19 protein-coding genes and 1 other annotated feature are annotated in these 16594 nt (G+C 46.4%); of the genes, 11 read left to right on the top strand and 8 right to left on the bottom strand.

Annotated features, from left to right (window positions below; genetic code table 11):
* The first annotated feature begins 1 nt into the window (after position 1).
* The 3 genes from BM358_RS18295 (at position 2) to yunB (ending at position 2790) form a co-directional block, all read left to right on the top strand.
* Entirely contained in the window at positions 2 to 838 is an 837-nt protein-coding gene (locus BM358_RS18295) for a carbohydrate ABC transporter permease (protein WP_028541414.1), read from the top strand.
* An 83-nt stretch (positions 839 to 921) separates the two neighbouring features.
* On the top strand, positions 922 to 1854 hold the full coding sequence (locus BM358_RS18290) for an aldo/keto reductase (protein WP_028541415.1): 933 nt from the start codon (positions 922 to 924) through the stop codon (positions 1852 to 1854).
* A 126-nt stretch (positions 1855 to 1980) separates the two neighbouring features.
* Entirely contained in the window at positions 1981 to 2790 is an 810-nt protein-coding gene (gene yunB / locus BM358_RS18285) for a sporulation protein YunB (RefSeq protein WP_023990213.1), read from the top strand.
* A gap of 46 nt (positions 2791 to 2836) precedes the next feature.
* Here yunB and BM358_RS18280 read toward each other — a convergent pair whose 3' ends face one another.
* Positions 2837 to 3943 (bottom strand): M23 family metallopeptidase, encoded by a 1107-nt coding sequence (locus BM358_RS18280; RefSeq protein WP_023990212.1) that lies wholly within the window; start codon positions 3941 to 3943, stop codon positions 2837 to 2839.
* Between the two features lie 248 nt (positions 3944 to 4191).
* Between BM358_RS18280 and lipA the strand changes: the two genes are divergently transcribed.
* Positions 4192 to 5094 (top strand): lipoyl synthase, encoded by a 903-nt coding sequence (gene lipA, locus BM358_RS18275; RefSeq protein WP_028541417.1) that lies wholly within the window; start codon positions 4192 to 4194, stop codon positions 5092 to 5094.
* Between the two features lie 24 nt (positions 5095 to 5118).
* Entirely contained in the window at positions 5119 to 6033 is a 915-nt protein-coding gene (locus tag BM358_RS18270) for a YutD family protein (protein ID WP_028541418.1), read from the top strand.
* 58 nt (positions 6034 to 6091) lie between these two features.
* On the opposite strand, the gene BM358_RS18265 is transcribed toward BM358_RS18270, so the two are convergent.
* Both BM358_RS18265 and ylbJ read right to left on the bottom strand, forming a co-directional pair.
* Positions 6092 to 6895: an NAD kinase gene (locus BM358_RS18265; RefSeq protein WP_013372943.1), complete on the bottom strand. Its 804-nt coding sequence runs from the start codon at positions 6893 to 6895 to the stop codon at positions 6092 to 6094.
* Positions 6896 to 6961: 66 nt separating this feature from the next.
* Positions 6962 to 8257: a sporulation integral membrane protein YlbJ gene (gene ylbJ, locus BM358_RS18260; protein ID WP_023990209.1), complete on the bottom strand. Its 1296-nt coding sequence runs from the start codon at positions 8255 to 8257 to the stop codon at positions 6962 to 6964.
* Between the two features lie 412 nt (positions 8258 to 8669).
* On the opposite strand from ylbJ, the gene BM358_RS18255 reads away from it, so the two are divergent.
* The gene (locus BM358_RS18255) at positions 8670 to 9047 is read left to right on the top strand and encodes a globin domain-containing protein (protein WP_023990208.1); all 378 of its coding nucleotides are present in this window, start codon (positions 8670 to 8672) and stop codon (positions 9045 to 9047) included.
* Positions 9048 to 9089: 42 nt separating this feature from the next.
* Positions 9090 to 9800, top strand: a complete 711-nt coding sequence (locus BM358_RS18250) for a DUF2225 domain-containing protein (RefSeq protein ID WP_023990207.1) — start codon at positions 9090 to 9092, stop codon at positions 9798 to 9800.
* 92 nt (positions 9801 to 9892) lie between these two features.
* On the opposite strand, the gene BM358_RS26940 is transcribed toward BM358_RS18250, so the two are convergent.
* Positions 9893 to 10129, bottom strand: coding sequence for a hypothetical protein (locus BM358_RS26940; protein ID WP_023990206.1), 237 nt, complete (start codon positions 10127 to 10129; stop codon positions 9893 to 9895).
* Positions 10126 to 10296, bottom strand: a complete 171-nt coding sequence (locus BM358_RS18240) for a YycC family protein (protein WP_014277894.1) — start codon at positions 10294 to 10296, stop codon at positions 10126 to 10128. Before BM358_RS18240 ends, BM358_RS26940 begins: the two co-directional genes overlap by 4 nt.
* 97 nt (positions 10297 to 10393) lie before the next feature.
* On the opposite strand from BM358_RS18240, the gene BM358_RS18235 reads away from it, so the two are divergent.
* Positions 10394 to 12181 carry a M3 family oligoendopeptidase gene (locus BM358_RS18235; protein ID WP_028541419.1) on the top strand — a complete coding sequence of 596 codons (1788 nt, stop codon included), beginning with the start codon at positions 10394 to 10396 and terminating at the stop codon, positions 12179 to 12181.
* Between the two features lie 259 nt (positions 12182 to 12440).
* Positions 12441 to 12842 (top strand): hypothetical protein, encoded by a 402-nt coding sequence (locus BM358_RS18230; protein WP_023990204.1) that lies wholly within the window; start codon positions 12441 to 12443, stop codon positions 12840 to 12842.
* A gap of 244 nt (positions 12843 to 13086) precedes the next feature.
* Here the strand turns inward: BM358_RS18230 and BM358_RS18225 are convergent, their stop codons facing one another.
* Positions 13087 to 13323: an alpha/beta-type small acid-soluble spore protein gene (locus BM358_RS18225; RefSeq protein ID WP_013311861.1), complete on the bottom strand. Its 237-nt coding sequence runs from the start codon at positions 13321 to 13323 to the stop codon at positions 13087 to 13089.
* A 90-nt stretch (positions 13324 to 13413) separates the two neighbouring features.
* The gene (locus tag BM358_RS18220; RefSeq protein WP_028541420.1) at positions 13414 to 14379 is read right to left on the bottom strand and encodes an aldose 1-epimerase; all 966 of its coding nucleotides are present in this window, start codon (positions 14377 to 14379) and stop codon (positions 13414 to 13416) included.
* A gap of 141 nt (positions 14380 to 14520) precedes the next feature.
* Positions 14521 to 14779 (top strand) — a binding site (T-box leader).
* Between the two features lie 53 nt (positions 14780 to 14832).
* Between BM358_RS18220 and trpS the strand changes: the two genes are divergently transcribed.
* Positions 14833 to 15822, top strand: a complete 990-nt coding sequence (trpS, locus tag BM358_RS18215; protein ID WP_023990202.1) for a tryptophan--tRNA ligase — start codon at positions 14833 to 14835, stop codon at positions 15820 to 15822.
* 42 nt (positions 15823 to 15864) lie between these two features.
* Here the strand turns inward: trpS and BM358_RS26570 are convergent, their stop codons facing one another.
* The gene (locus BM358_RS26570) at positions 15865 to 16032 is read right to left on the bottom strand and encodes a hypothetical protein (RefSeq protein ID WP_007431986.1); all 168 of its coding nucleotides are present in this window, start codon (positions 16030 to 16032) and stop codon (positions 15865 to 15867) included.
* A 121-nt stretch (positions 16033 to 16153) separates the two neighbouring features.
* Between BM358_RS26570 and BM358_RS18210 the strand changes: the two genes are divergently transcribed.
* Complete coding sequence (locus BM358_RS18210) at positions 16154 to 16375, top strand: alpha/beta-type small acid-soluble spore protein (protein WP_013311857.1); 222 nt, start codon at positions 16154 to 16156, stop codon at positions 16373 to 16375.
* The last annotated feature ends 219 nt before the right edge of the window (positions 16376 to 16594 follow it).

Here is a 16594-nt window from a genome sequence, read left to right as displayed (position 1 = left end):
CATGAAAAAACGCGGTTGGAGTTGGAGCAGGGTTTTGCTCTACGCAGTTCTCATAGTGGGCTCACTGTTTTGTATGTTTCCTTTTTACTGGCTGGTGCGAAGCTCCATGATGGATTTAAGTCAGATTTTTTTGATCCCGCCGAAATGGATTCCAGAGCCTTTTGTATTCGAGAATTTTTTACAGCCGTTTGAAGAGTTATCCTTTGGGCGCTATTTTGTGAATACATTTATCGTCGTTGCGGGTACTTTGGCGGGTGTACTTCTGTCGAGTACCATTTCTGCCTATAGCTTTGCGCGAATGAGATGGAAGGGAAGAGATAAGGTATTTGCCTTGTTATTAAGCAGCATGATGCTGCCGTTTGCAGTCACGCTGATTCCGTCATTTATTGGTTGGCAGGCATTAGGCATGGTTAATTCGTACGTTCCATTGGTATTACCTTCGTTTTTTGGTGGAGGCGTTTTTAATATTTTTTTGCTAAGACAATTCTACATGACGCTACCGCGAGAACTGGATGAAGCTGTATTTGTGGATGGAGGCAATCATTTTACGATTTTCACCCGTATTATTTTGCCTTTGTCGAGGTCGGCGATTTTGGTCATTGGATTGTTTACGTTTTTGAATACATGGAATGATTTTATGGGGCCGCTGGTTTACCTTAATGATGAGAGCAAATTTACGTTGGCGATTGGGCTGCAGCAATTTCAGGGAATATATTCGGCTCAATGGGGCGTTTTGATGGCCGCATCTTTAATTGTAGTCTTGCCTGCTATTATTCTGTTTGCCATAGGGCAGAAGTATTTTATGGAAGGGATTGCTTTGACGGGGATTAAAGGATGAGAACAACTGCCAGGTACGCACTTTGATTTTTTTGGAATTTAATATTAAAATGGAAGTAACTTTCGAAAAGGAGATGACGTGAATTGGCAGAGCAAGTGCGTATTGGCAAAACAGATCTATATGTAAAACCAATCGGTTTGGGTGCAAATAAGGTGGGAGGACATAATCTCTTTTCCGGTTTGAATGATGAAACGGGTAAAGAAGTTGTTCGCACAGCTTTGGACAACGGCATCAATTTTCTGGATACGGCTTTTATTTATGGACCTGAGCACTCAGAGCGGTTGATCGGTGAGGTGCTGAAGGAGCGGGGAAAACGTGAGGAAGCGGTCATTGCGACCAAGGGGGCACACAAATTTGTGAACGGAGAGGTTGTTTTTGACAACTCGCCTGCTTTTTTACGTGAATCCGTCGAATCCAGTCTGAAAAGATTGCAGACCGATTATATCGATCTGTTTTATATCCATTTCCCGGATGAAGCTACGCCGAAGGCAGAAGCGGTCGGAGAACTGAAGAAGCTCAAGGACGAAGGCAAAATCAAGGCCATTGGCGTATCTAACTTTTCCATTGAACAACTTAAGGATGCGAATAGTGACGGTTATGTAGATGTGCTCCAATCCCAATATAATTTGTTTCAACGGGAAGCTGAGAAGGATCTGCTGCCTTATACCAAGGAAAATGGGATTTCGTTTGTGCCTTATTTCCCGCTAGCCTCAGGATTGCTGGGTGGTAAGTATACGAAAGACATGACCTTCACGGACATCAGAGCAAAAAATCCACTGTTTCAGGGAGATGCATTTGCTCGTAATTTGGACAAAGTGGAGCAGGTACGGGAAATTGCCAATGCGTTGAATGCAGAGGTTGCTCATGTTGTGCTCGCATGGTATTTGACCCGCGATTCGATTGATGCCCTCATTCCAGGGGCGAAGGGGCCGGAGCAGGTGCTGGCGAATCTGAAGACGCTAAATGTCCAATTGAGTCAGGCTGATATCGAAAAGATTGACCGCATTTTCAAATAATAAGTGCACCTGAAATTTGCAATTGTATATGTATTCCATTTTGAGAAGCTGCCGGACGGGCGGCTTCTTTTTCGTCCCTCCCTTGCATATCCTTGTAGGGTAAGTTCAACGCTGCGGGGGGATCGGATGATGAGAAGACCGCAATGGCACAGCGCACCCAATAGAAGGCGACGCGGCAGACGTAGAGTATTTTTGATTGTGGTACTTGCGCTGCTGGTAGGAATCATACAGGTGGCTGCTTATGTGGAGCAGCATTTGAAGCCGCCCATGATGCACCTGGCAAAAGTGCGGGTCAAACAAATGGCGACGGAGGCTATTAATTCAGCAATTACAGCACAGGTAGAGCAGGGGAAGACGGCTGATAATTTGATCGAATGGAGAACGGATGCACAAGGAAGAACCTCCGGATTTGTTCTGAATTATGCGGAGCACATGAGAATTACGTCAGACACGCTCAAAGCAGTCAAGGCAACGATGGACAGCATGAGCCATTTTGATGAGAGTGTTCCGATTGGTCAGGCATTGGGCAGTCCACTGTTGGCAGCATATGGACCAACGGTCCCCCTAAAGGTGGAGCCGCATGGAGCGATCAAGGTGGATTTAAATACGCGTCAACAGGATGCGGGCATAAACATGATCTTGGTGGAAGTGTACATTCGGATTACGACGGAAGTGTCCGTGGTTATACCGTTTGAGATGCAACCTCAGATTGTGGAGACGGAAATCCCAGTTTCTTATTTGCTGGTGGTGGGCAACGTTCCGATGTACTACTATGACAATCAGGGGAAACCAGTGGGTAAAAATGGTGCAGCCGCTCCGCAGTTGGCGTTGCCTCCCCATTCCATAGAGAGTAGCGGCGCTGTAGATCCCAGCACAGTAAGTGTTCCAGAGGTACAGGAAGACCAAAACACCTCTAGCCAGTCCCCAACGCCATAGAGCGGAGGGGAGTGACGTGAGTTGCTCAGGAAAAACAAAAGGGACCCTATGAGGAGGTCCCTTTTGTTTTTCCTGTTTTGAGCGCTTTGCGTTCGGTCTGCTCCCACTGTCTTAATAACGGATACGGGTCAAAGGACCAATCTGCCCAGCCATTGTCCCGATATATACCATAGTGCAGATGCGGTGGAAACTTGCCTTGGGTACCGGGTTTTCCATAGCCCGAGCTTCCGACCCAGCCAACCGTCTGGCCGGGTGTAACGATGTCTCCGTTGTGGACGGTTTTGTCAAAGCCGGAAAGATGCGCATAGTAGTGATAGCGGTTGTTGAGATCTCGGATTCCGATTCGCCATCCGCCGAAGGGATTCCAGCCCTTCATTTCAACTACACCGTAGCAGGTACTGCGAACTGGAACTCCATAGCCAGCAAACAGATCAGTTCCTTCATGTATACGGTAACCGCCCCAGCTGCGACGGCTTCCCCATGTGCTGCGGTAGCTATAAATGCTGCCTAAAGGAAGAGGGAAGGCTTGACTGACCAGATCCAGCTTGCCATACGTCCGATACAGCTTGGCAAACTGCTGAACTCTTTGAACTGCGCGGCTGTTATGGTAATATTCCCAAACGGCAATACCAAATTCATCCTCGTTGTTTCCATACTTTCCGAGATAAGATGCGATGCTGAATAGCAGATCCTTGTCATTATTACGGTCAGCGATTCCATCACCCGAACCGTCTTGTCCCAGCCCGGAAAATAGTTCAATGGAACGCGGATTTTGATCCTCCGAATCAGGGTTCATCAGACCGGACCAGACTGGTCCCGTGATGAAAATACCTATGATCCGTTCCGCATGCTTGCGATCCCTGGGATGGGCCACTGTAAGTGTGCGTTCATACTGGTCGATGGCGGCCAGCCTGTACCAAGGAACTCCAGTCAGGGCTTCGATGGAATGATATAGAGCCAGCCTAGACGTATACGACGAAGACTGAGCATGTGAAGCATCTACATTTGCGGTCAGGCTGCTTCTGGCGGACGAGGACTGTAAGTGATTGGCAAAGGCATGGGCAGGAAGCGGACAGGCCGTTGTCAGTGTAGTAGCGCATAACAGCAGCGATAACAAACGAACAGCTCGGGCTGTCCGCGTAGGGTAAGGCACGTGAACCGACCTCCTATAGAAGGGCTTAATCGCCCGGTAAATTCTAGGCCCCGTATTCAATAGCGTGAATAGGGTACTTTTGTTTAGATTGAGCCATATCCGCCGCTTTTATCCATGTAAAGAGTTTACTTTTTCCGGCATCAATGTCATATCAAAAAGGGAACAATGAATGGAGGTTTTTCCATGGCTTTCATGTTATAATGTATGGCAATGACAGCTTAAGCTTATCAGAAAGAAGGTCTATGCCATTGTCTAGAAAAGTGAAGGAAGCTAAGCCCGACTGGATTCGTATTAAACTTACGACAGGCGATAACTATCAGGAAATCAAGAGCATGATGCGTTCCAAGACATTACATACCGTATGTGAGGAGGCACGATGCCCTAATATATATGAATGCTGGGCCAATAGGACAGCTACATTTATGATTTTGGGTGATACTTGTACGCGTGCGTGTCGTTTTTGCGCAGTAAATACGGGAATGCCTACGGAACTGGACTTGCAGGAGCCTGAACGCGTCGCTGAAGCGGCTGAAAACATGAATTTGAAGCACTGTGTCGTAACCAGTGTGGCTCGCGACGATTTGAAAGATGGAGGTGCTACTATATTTGCAGAAACGGTTCGTGCGATTCGCCGCCGGTTACCTTTTTGCAGTGTAGAAGTATTGATTCCCGATTTTATGGGCGATATTGAATCGCTACGAATCGTCATGAATGCCAAGCCAGATATTCTGAATCATAATATTGAAACGGTGGAGCGAATGTCCGACAAAGTTCGGGCTAAAGCGAAATACCGTCGCTCTCTGGAGCTGCTTCAACGTGCGAAGCAATTAAATCCGGCTATTCCAACGAAATCAAGCATCATGCTAGGTGTCGGGGAAGAGTGGGACGAGATCTTACAAACCATGGATGATCTGCGTAAAGTCGATTGTGACATTATGACAATTGGTCAATATTTGCAGCCGTCCGAGAAACATTTATATGTGCAAAAATATTATCCACCGGAAGATTTTGCGAAGTTAAAGGAAGAGGGATTACAGCGGGGATTCAGCCACGTCGAATCCGGACCGTTGGTCCGCAGCTCCTACCAAGCGCATGAGCAGGTGAAGTCAGCCGCTCAGCATAAGGAAGAAGGCGCCCTTTCGCAGGCTTGATCCGGGAAAGGCGGTCAGAATAGCTTGTTTCAAATCGGTGGTAAAAACTATGAATTGTTGCAGGATCACAAGAACGGGTGGAATCCCGAAGCGTTTCGTGATCGGTATAGTGAAGTGCTGGATCGCTATGATTACATTATTGGTGATTGGGGTTACAATCAGCTACGTCTGAAGGGCTTTTATCGAGACGGTCATCCCAAAGCAAATAAGGATACATCTATAGTGATACTGGACGATTACATTAATGAATACTGCAATTTTGGCTGTGCCTATTTTGTGTTGCAAAAAAGTCGTGAAGTGGTTAATAAAAACGGGGTCAATGATGAAATCATTGCTCCAGATATTCAGCAGTTGGTAGATGCTCAAAGGGAACAAGCAGGAACGCTAGAACCCGAAGAGCAGCAAGAAGTATTGCAACATACAGCTGGAGAACAGGAGTGGCCGCAATCACAGCAGGATTCCACAGCTACGGAGGAATCGCGAGTGGAGCAGCCTCGAGAATCCCGGGAACCACGCGAGTTGCAACGTCGGGAATCGAAGGATGCCCAGGAAGTACGTGAGCGACAGCCGCGTGAAGCTCGCGAAAGTCGTCCATCCAGAGAAGGACGTGAAGGAAATCGGCAGCGTGAGCCACGTGAAGCACGCGATTCGCGCCAGCCAAGAGAACCACGTGAAGCAAAGGATGGACGCAATCCGGGTGAAGGGCAGCAAGCCCGGGAACCACGTAGACAGCGCAATCAGCAAGGGAGTTTCGATAAAAAGGAATCGCGTGGACCACGCTATGAGCGTCAATCAAAGGAAAATCGGGAGGGACGGCAAGTTCGTGTCTCTCGTGAACCTGAGGGCCAGCGTCAGACCCAGCCAGCTGCTAAAGCCGAAAGAGCTGAGGGTAGTAAAAAGAATAAAACATTTACAGCTCCACAACAAAACGGTTCCTGAATTTTCAGGAACCGTTTTGTTTGTAAAAAAAGAGCCAAAGTCGGCTCTTTTATAGATTCTAATTAAGAAAAGCGTTGCGTACTCGATCCCAAAATGGGAAAGGACGGTAACGAGCGAAGCTGATCTTCTGACTTGCGACCTGACATCGAACAGAAATTAAGTCATCTACAGGAAAGTTGAGGTGATCTACTGTCAATAAGAGACGCTGATCTTTCCGTGAAAAAATATCACAATGATGGTGTTTGGGCAGTAGCAATGGCGATCCCAGTGTCCGATACACACGGTTATTAATGGAAGCGATCTCAGTCAATTGCAATGCTTCAATGGTGGGATGAACCATAGCTCCGCCAAGTGCTTTATTATAGGCGGTCGTTCCTGAGGGGGTAGAAACACATATACCATCACCGCGAAACATTTCAAAGGTGATATCGTTAATATCTACTTGGGCAACGACAGTGCCATCCACCCCTTTTAATGTAAATTCATTCAAGGCAATAAAAGAAGCATTGCCTGACTTCTTGTGAATTTCCAACTCAATCAGTGGATACTTAACGATTCTCGGGTTAAGCGGTCCTTCAGATCCGCTTTGGCTCATCAGGTGGATTAGCTCCTCCAGCTCGTCCGCACGCCAATCAGCGTAAAAGCCTAGATGACCGGTATGTACACCAACAAAGGCAATATCCGGAATGCGGTCGATGAAGGTATGAAACGCATGAAGCATCGTACCATCGCCTCCAATAGACACGACGATTTCCGGCGATTCGGCATCCAGCTTGAAATTCTTTTCTTGGGCAAGACGGTGAAATTGCTGACTCAAGTCCATGGAGTGCTGATCCCCGCGATCCAGAACATAATATCTCAAGATGAAAAGCTCCTTTGTCATGGGTATATATCGATCATAATCAATTATGAGCAAGAACACAATCGTTCATTGCCTGTGTGTTCTTCTCAAACGTACATATAAGCGACTTGTACCCACACTCAACCATGAGAGACTAAGCATTCCAGCCAGTATAAAGGCAAGAAACAGCAGACTTTGCAACAACATGACGGACGAGAAGCCAGGAGACCACGCGATGTCGTATATCGGAGAAAAGACTGGAGAACTTCCCTGTCCCATAAGAGGCCGCCATAACACGAGAGCTAGCAGTGCTGAGATGATGCCGTGCGCAGCCCGGGCCAACAAAAATGGCAAATAACGAAGATCCGTCATATTTAAAATACTTGCAACCTGCGCATGAACCGACAGCCCGCCCCAGGAGAGAACAAAAGCGGCTGCGGCTACCTTGAATGGTAACGCCGCTGCCGTGGCTTTACCTGCGGCTTGCGCTCCTAAAGTGACTTCGAAAATACCACCCACAATGGACTCCGTTAACGTAGGAGGAAGACCACATGCAGTCAATAGGCTTGCTGTAAGCAGATGAAGCCCGCTCATTAAACCGGAGTTCGTCAAAGCTTCTAAAATGACGCAGAAGAATACAACTAGCCCTCCTACGACAATAATAAGGCGTAGGGAGGAAGTAATCGCCTGACGAAGTAACTCACCCAATGGGCGACCATCTTCCAAACGAGCTGTATGCATGGCATATAATGCTTGGCGTAGGGGTCCAGGCTGCCTATTGCGATCTGCTGCTTTTGTATTCTTGGACTTCGACCAGGCTTTTTGAGTAGGTTGGCGGTCGCTGCGAGTACCTGTTTCCCCTGAACGGGAACCGTGGAAGCGCATAAGCAGCCCGATGATGAGCACGCCACCATAATGGGCCGCGCCTAGTACGAGTGCAATTTCTGGTTGATGGAAGAAGCCAACGGAAACCGCACCGATCAAAAATATCGGATCAGAGGAAGTGGTAAACGCGACCAAACGCTCTCCTTCAATGCGTGTGATCCATTTTTGTTCCCACAGCTTGGCTGTTAGTTTAGCTCCAATCGGGTAACCGGATGCACAGCTGACCGCAGCGACAAAACCCCCACAGCCAGGTACACGGAATAGAGGCTGCATCAGCGGATCCAACAGCGCACCTATGAAATGAACAATTCCGAAACCGAGGAGAAGCTCGGAAATAACGAAAAACGGGAATAAAGACGGAAACAGCACGTCCCACCAGATGGCAAGCCCCCGAAGCCCGGCATTCAGAGAAGATTGCGGGTATACAGCCATAAGCATAAACAGGAATAGCAGTGTAAGGATGAGCAGAGGAAGCGAGTAACGACGGTATAGCGACATAGAGGCCCCTCCTTTGGAGTTGTACTAATATACCTATGTCGGGGATGGACAAAGAGTACAAAAAAATCAAAGAAAACGGTTACTTTTATTGCTGTATTTTTGTAAATAGTATGTTAAAATAGGAAAACAACGATCCATAACCTTAAGGATGGAGTGATCAGGATGAGTATCGTTGCTGGTCTGTTCGTATGTGCTTTTGTGTATGTTATTCGTGCCTCTCTCGTCCATCCCGGTGAAGAGGATTGGCGGAGTTATTAGTGGTATTTATAGAATGACGAAGCTGTGTGCAACGAAGCACACCCTCTTCATATGTTAAATTGATAAAATGACGCTTATTTTTAGCGTCATTTTTTGTTTTTTGTTATAATACGGGTGTATATTTATTACCATAGCACAGAAAGTTGGAGGAAAAGTGAACCCTAGCCTGAGCATTTATGACAACCTTGGGGGTGCGGAAGGTGTTCGTGCTATTATTGAGGCCTTCTACCCGAGAGTTTATAAAGATCCGTTGTTAAGTCCCCTGTTTCCTAAAGACATGGAACCGGTTAAGGAAAAGCAGTATATGTTCCTGAGCCAGTTTTTTGGAGGACCGTCCCTTTTTTCTGATGCATATGGTCATCCGATGTTACGTGCCAGACATATGAAGTTTCCCGTAACGGAGGAGCGAGCAGAGGCATGGTTGTCTTGTATGGCAGGTGCGTTAACGGATACGGGCATTGAGGAGCCGCTTCGTTCAATCATACTTAACCGTTTGTCTGGTCCTGCGCATCATTTTGTAAATACCCCGTAAGCTTTCGGGGATTGCCGAATTTTGGAGAGGGTTGTAAAAACATTGGAACTTGAACCGTTATATCAGATCAAAATCATTTGCCCACATTGCGAAGAAGAATTTCAGACATCCCGTGTAAGACCAAGCCTAAAGAAGGCCATTCGTACGGATTCAGATTTTTGTGCTTATTATAAGAATGAAAATCCGGATTTTTATGTCGTAAGGGTCTGTCCTCATTGTGGATTTACCTCGACAGAGCACTCTACCGTTCAGTTAAGCGAACAGCAAACCAAGATATTCAAGGATAAAATCGGTAATCGCTGGCAGTCTCGCGAATATGGCGGGCATCGTAGCTGGGAAGAGGCATTAGAAACGTATAAACTGGGTTTACTATGTGCCCAGGTCATCGGAGAAAAGGAACGCGTAGTAGCTAGTCTATTACAGCATATCGCTTGGATGTACAGATACCAGGGAAATGAGGAGCAGGAGCTTCGCTTTCTCAAATTTAGCCTGGATTCTTATGTTCGGGTCTATGAGCTGGAGGGTGTCGGGGCGAATAATGCCAAACTGCTTTATCTGATTGGTGAATTGCATCGACGTACAGGCAACTTTAACGAAGCGGTACGCTGGTTTTCGCGTGTCATTAATGACAAAAAGATTATGGATGCAGCCATGATCCGGGCTTCCCGTGAACAGTGGTCTGTACTGCGAGAACAAATGCTGGCTAAAAATTACCAACTGCCGGAGGAAATGCAAGACGCAAGCTCCTCCTGAAGAAATAAAGGTGTGCACTATGGCCGATTTAGGCTCATGGTTCACACCTTGTTTGTAAAACGGGTTATCTTATCTTACAACTGCCTCATGAATTAATGATGACGCAATGTGGTATCTGACAGCAAATAATCGTCATCACAATCCACTAAAGTAACCTTGTTATGGCAGCATGGAAACACAAGCAGCTTTTTCATACCTTCGTGTATGAGCTTAAGTTCTTTTGGCTTCAGGGGCAGCAAAACATTATCATGGTCGCAAAACGGACAAGACTGTACATAAACGTCTCCCATGACGATGTCATAAGGCCAGGTTTTATGAAAAGGGATCATGATTTGTCCGATTCTCCGCCGTTCGGGTCAGCGGTTTCTTCTTTAGCCAGTTCGGCTAGCTTTTGCATCAAAATGTGCTGGGGTGTATGCATAAGGTGTTCCAGCGGAATGCCGAGCTTTTCGGATAATTTCACAGCCGTTTCCGGCGAAATTTGTAAGGGTCTCATCCTGTTTTCCTCCCAATTGTAGTGATTTACTATCACGATGTAGCTTTATTGTATATGAAACCACAAGAATTCGCCAAAAAAGAAAGGTGGAACTATTATGAAAACACCGTTAAAGCAAACATGGGATCTGGAATCTATTTTTAGCGGAGGATCTTCCTCTGCCTCATTTCTTGCATTTTTGGAAGAAATGGAAAGCAAGGTCCAACAACTGCAAGCTCAGCTTAAAGCAGCCAAAGTACCACAAACGGTATTGGATACCGAGCGTCTGGATAGTGTACTGAATAGCATACAGGAGCTGTTTAATGGTGCGTCGCAGGCGGGTTCCTTTGTCTCTTGTCTAACTGCTCAAAACCAGCACGACAAGCTGGCTGTTCAACTGGGGGCGCGTGTCAATACGCTATATGCCCAAGGAAAAAGTGCTTTAGTATCTTTCCAGAACTTGCTGGCACAAACCAGTGAAGACATTTGGCAGAAATGGATGGAGCGCGAAGCTATCCAGCCGATTTCTTTTGTCCTGACCGAATATCGGAACGAAGCACGTGAAAAAATGGCTCCTGAGCTGGAAAGCCTTGCATTGGATCTGGCAGTGGATGGCTACCATGGCTGGGGCGACTTTTATGATACCATTGTCAAAAATATGACGATCCCTGTGCCAGAAAATGGCGAGATCGTAAACCTGTCTGTAGGTCAGGCAGCTAATAAGCTGGATGAAGCAGATCGCAGCGTACGTAAAGACGTGTTTGCACGTTGGGAAGAGGCATGGACTCAGGTAGAGGACTATTGCGCGGATACATTGAATCATTTGGCAGGCTTCCGTCTGAAGCTATATGAAAAACGAGGCTGGACAGATGTGCTTAAGGAACCGCTGGAAATCAGCCGTATGTCTGCACAAACGCTGGATACGATGTGGCAGGTTATTAATGAAACAAAGCCTATTGTAGTCAAATACTTGGAGCGGAAAGCAAAACTGCTGGGCTTAGAGAAGCTGTCCTGGCATGACGTTGAAGCTCCGCTGGGGACGTCAACCACTAAAATCCCTTACGACGATGCTGCTGTAACGATTGTTGAGCAATTTGGTAAATTTAGCTCGAGAATGGCTGACTTTGCTCAAATGGCTTTTGAGAAAAGCTGGATCGAAGCAGAAGATCGTCCAGGCAAACGTCCGGGTGGTTTCTGTACATCTCTGCGTCTGAGCAAAGAGACCCGTATTTTTATGACCTATGCCGGATCACCATCCAATGTTTCGACACTGGCCCATGAGCTCGGACACGGTTATCATCAGCATGTGATGAATGAATTGCACCCATTGAATCAAAATTATGCCATGAACGTAGCTGAGACGGCATCGACGCTGGCAGAACTAATTGTATCAGATGCGTTGCTGGAAGCTGCCGAGGGTCAGGAAAAGGTAGCTTTGCTGGAGGATAAAATTCAGCGTGGTGTAGCCTTCTTTATGAACATTCATGCCCGTTTCCTGTTTGAAACCCGTTTTTACGAGCTGCGGAAAAAAGGAGTCGTAGGAGCACAACAATTAAGCGAGTTGATGGAACAAGCGCAGCGTGAAGCGTTTAGTGGTGTCCTGGATGAGGCTCATCCTCATTTTTGGGCATCCAAGCTGCATTTCTATATTACGAATACTCCTTTCTACAACTTCCCGTACACATTCGGGTATATGTTCAGTGCAGGAATTTACGCTTTTGCGAAGGAAAATCCTGACGGCTTCGCCGACCAATATGATGCCTTGCTGCGTGATACAGGTCGCATGACAGTCGAAGAATTGGCTTCCAAGCACTTAGGTACCGATTTAACACAGGCTGACTTCTGGCGTAATGCTGCGCAAGTTACTGTTCAGGATATTGAGCAATTTTTACAAATGACAAAATAACGGATTTACACTTTAGAGGTCTCCCACGAGGGAGGCCTTTTTTGTAATTTTTGCAGAAGATGATGAATAAAGTCGCAAAATGTCGAAGTGTAATTAACATTACCTGTTGGCGAAATTTAAAATGATGGATATACTTAGAAAATAGTTATAAATACCCAATTATGTTGGTTTTGATTGTAAGGTTAAAAATCTTCGCATATAATTGAGCCGTAAGACCTATTAAATATTTTTGGATAAGGTATATAGGAGGGTTTTTGTAATGGATGAAGTAGGTCAATTGTCGTTGGCAAGGCAGATGGATATCGTTTTAAAAGAACTGGATAATGAACTGGCGGGTTTGTCGTCAGGTATCGTATTTGTACAAATACGTAACAATGTAGTTGGGAAATTTGGGATTCGTCATAATCCGCTTGCAGGTAAAGGTGGCACATTTGCAGCAGTAGAACCGGGGTTATCAGTAAAGCATCGGGAGGATTTTCGGCGTATGGCCCTAGAAACGCTAAATCATAAGCGTAGCTGGACTCATGGTGAGATTGCTTTCGATTTTGCCATCAGACAAGGAACGATTTTGGTAGATGCAACACTGGAGTCCAACTACAACATGGCGAATCTCATGATCCGCTACAACAAGCCTACATACCGAGCGGCTAATTCGGAATAAACATTTATATGAGAATTTTGCAAATATCCCATAAGCGACTTCCAATGAACAAGATATAGATCGAAATGGTTAGTTCGTCTATATCTTGCACTTCGGAGCGACTGGAATCGAATTTTGCAAAATCCTGATAAAAAAGAGTAAAGAAAAGGCGGCCTTCCTAGGGAAGACCGCCTTTGTTATATGCCCGTTATAACGCATTTTGGTAAATTACGATGAACGGAATGCTCACGCGGAATAATGACGCTTATTGACCTGAACGACCTGATAATTGCTGTTCGGCCAGCTGTACCAAGCGTTTAGTGATATAGCCTCCCAGAGAACCAGCTTCACGGGATGGCATGTCACCGTAGTAACCATCTGCCGGAATGGTGATGCCCAGCTCTTGTGCAGCTTCATATTTCAATTGTTGCAATGCGTTGTTGGCTTGAGGAACAACTAGGTTGTTACTGCGACGGCTTCTGCCTTGATTAGCTTCATTCATGTGTAGTCACCTCCTTCGGCTGTGATGAGGTTAGTATGCGACAGAGTTATGAAAATATGCGCCGAAGGAAGAAAAGTGACTAGAGGAAAATTACGGATATATGATATGAATCTGAGTTTTGAGGTCGATGGATTGCTGAGGCTCCAGACGGATCAACCCGGCTTCCCCGACAGGATCAGGTGAATTGGGTGCATCAGGCAGCCATGTATAAGGCTCAATGCAAAGATACTGGTCGCATTCACCTTTGGTATATAAAACCCAATACTTATAGTATTGCTCATCTGCTGTGTAGCGGATTTGATAACCGTCGTCACGGGTCAAAAGAGCTTCAGCAGGGCCTTCCGTTGCCCGCAGCAAAGTATCTAGATTTGTTCCTATCAAAGAAAGACCCGAAGAGAGCTGCTCCAAGTCATCTAACGAAGTAATGATACCTGTAGGTAGCTGTTCAGCATCCTGCTCATATACGCCGTTCACAGGCAGCTTTAGGCGCCAGCGCTCAGGTTCTCCGTCCACCATAAACCAAGTGTGATATCCCAAGCCAAATGGGGCTGCTTTTTCACCTAAATTCGTTACGCGCAGCGTTTGACTTAATACAGCACCCTGCAAGCGATACGTCATCTCCAAACGTAAAGGAATGGGGAATTGTTCCATCCAGTGCGGATCACTTTCTGTCAAAAGCTCAGTAGTAACACTGCAACCTTCTTCATCCTCTTCAATATCACTGCAGCGCCAGGACTGATTACGATGCAGACCGTGTATATGATTGTCATTGGCTGTATTTCGGTCGAACTGATAAGGAACACCGTCAAACTCAAATTGTCCCTTGCGAATTCGGCCTGGAGGAATCAAAATGGGCAAGCCAAAATGATAAGGCTTTTGTAAATAGAAAGCCAATTCTTCCTCACCAGGCCGACGTACGATATCCCGGTCGAGCTTCAGATCACGCACTGAGATAATATTATTCCCGAGGCGAGGGATCATCGTAACTTCCAGTTCACCACTATGTAAAACATACGTGTCGTAACCGTTCCAGTGTTCTTTGGTCACTTGTTTCATATCCATGCTCCTTTGTCCACTATAATCGGTTGAAGCTTCGTGTCATTATGATAACAGATTTTTGATCGTAGGGCACAATCGTCATTTGACAATAACATTATGCGGAATTATCATTAATGTAGTTTAGAAAGTAATGACATGGATAACACGATGATGAGGACAAGTAAGCTTTCGCATAAGCTCTTCAGAAAGCCGGTGGTGGATGGGAACCGGTGAGCCTGCACTGCTGAATGGACCTTGGAGTGCCGCACAGAACAGGATTCTACTGTCCTCAGTATGGCGGCCGATTGCTCCCCGTTAACGGAGCTTTAAGATTGCAGGCAGCCACGGAGCATAGCTCCGACAAGTAATAGGCTGACGGCAATGAATAAGGGTGGTACCACGGTCTCGCGTCCCTTGAGGATGCGGGGCCTTTTTGCGTTCTAATTTTGAAATAAACTGAGGAGGAAGAATATGAAAACTGTACTTTCAGGTATTCAGCCTAGCGGACAACTTACTTTGGGCAATTACATTGGTGCAATGAAAAACTTTGTCAAATTGCAAGAGGATCATCAATGCTACTTTATGGTCGTAGACCTTCATGCAATTACCGTACCGCAGGAACCGGCCCAATTACGTGAGCAGTCGGAGGCGGTAGCGGCATTATTTATCGCAGCAGGTATTAACCCGGAGAAATCCAATGTCTTTTTACAATCCCATGTTCCTCAGCACGCTGAGCTGGGATGGTTGATGACAACACTGACGAATATGGGCGAGCTGGAACGTATGACTCAGTTTAAGGACAAAGCGGCAGGCAAGGACTCCGTAGGAGCAGGGCTGTTCGTATATCCATCGTTGATGGCAGCTGACATTTTGCTCTACAACGCGGATCTCGTTCCGGTAGGCGACGATCAGAAACAGCATCTGGAGCTGACACGCGATTTGGCGGGTCGCTTTAATCACCGTTACGGAGATTATTTTACTGTTCCCGAACCGTATATCCCTGAAGTAGGGGCGAGAATTATGTCCCTGGATGATGTATCTAAAAAAATGAGTAAGAGCAATCCGAATGCAGGCAGCTTTATTGCCCTGCTGGACGAACCGAAAGTCATACGCAAGAAAATTAGCCGCGCTACGACCGATTCTGGTAGTGAGGTTAGATATGATCCGGCCAATAAACCAGAAATTAGTAATCTGATGGGCATCTACAGTCAGTGTTCCGGTTTGTCGCTCCAAGAAGTGCAGGATCGCTATGAAGGTCAAATGTACGGAACATTTAAAAAAGAACTGGCAGAGACCGTTGTAGCTATGCTTGAACCGATTCAGCAGCGCTATCGCGACATCCGGGAATCCGGTGAGATTGGACGTATTTTGGCCCAATCCGCAGAGCGCGCACAAGAAGCGGCTGAAGTCACGTTGTCTGCGGTCAAAGAGCGCATGGGCTTTCTGCCACGTCTACGCTAAAGCATATTGAGGCGAACGGATTAGGCCTTTTATAAGATTGGATTAGGAGCGGCGTTGTCGAGCTTTGACCACGAAACCCCAGCCGATATTGCCGACAGATAATAGCCCCAGTAGAATGGCAAGCCATGCGGAATAACTGATGGATATAGCGGCTGCGGTCAGCAGGACAATGGATGAAACGGCGAACCATAGGGATAAACCTTTGCTCATTGGTAAAAACCTCCAGTGTTCGAATGTTGAATTTCAGGAATAAGTAGTTGTAAGCGAGCCATAATAATCTTGCAAGCTTGCAATGAACCTCACTCACAAAGAACTGAAAGGAGATTCAAATATGAGCAGACGTCGTTCAAACAACCTGCAAGTACCGCAGGCCAACGCCGCTTTACAACAATTAAAATATGAGGCAGCTCAAGAACTTGGCATCACCATCCCTCAGGACGGTTACTTCGGTAATGTTGTTTCCCGCGAAACAGGTTCGCTTGGGGGATATATCACGAAAAAGCTGGTCCAACAAGCAGAACAATCCTTGTCGGGCAGCAGCCGTTTGCAGTAATACACATAAACACTCCATCTTGGAAGCTGTATTATGAGCAACTGTGATGAAGAAAATCCGGAGCGATCATGCTCCGGATTTTTTTACGCATGGCTTATGACCATTGTGAATCACGCAAGTCCGCTTCGTCAAGAGGGCGCTTTCATGAGATCTGATTTTTTGCGGGAGTGACAAAAAAAAGCAAGCTCCCAGATTAAGGGGAACTTGCTGTCTGTTGTT

The sequence above is a fragment of the Paenibacillus sp. cl130 genome (genome assembly GCF_900116035.1).
In the GTDB taxonomy this organism is placed as follows: domain Bacteria; phylum Bacillota; class Bacilli; order Paenibacillales; family Paenibacillaceae; genus Paenibacillus; species Paenibacillus polymyxa_B.
The sequence above is the reverse complement of the archived record's forward strand: the minus strand, read 5'-3'. Positions and strand labels throughout refer to the sequence as shown.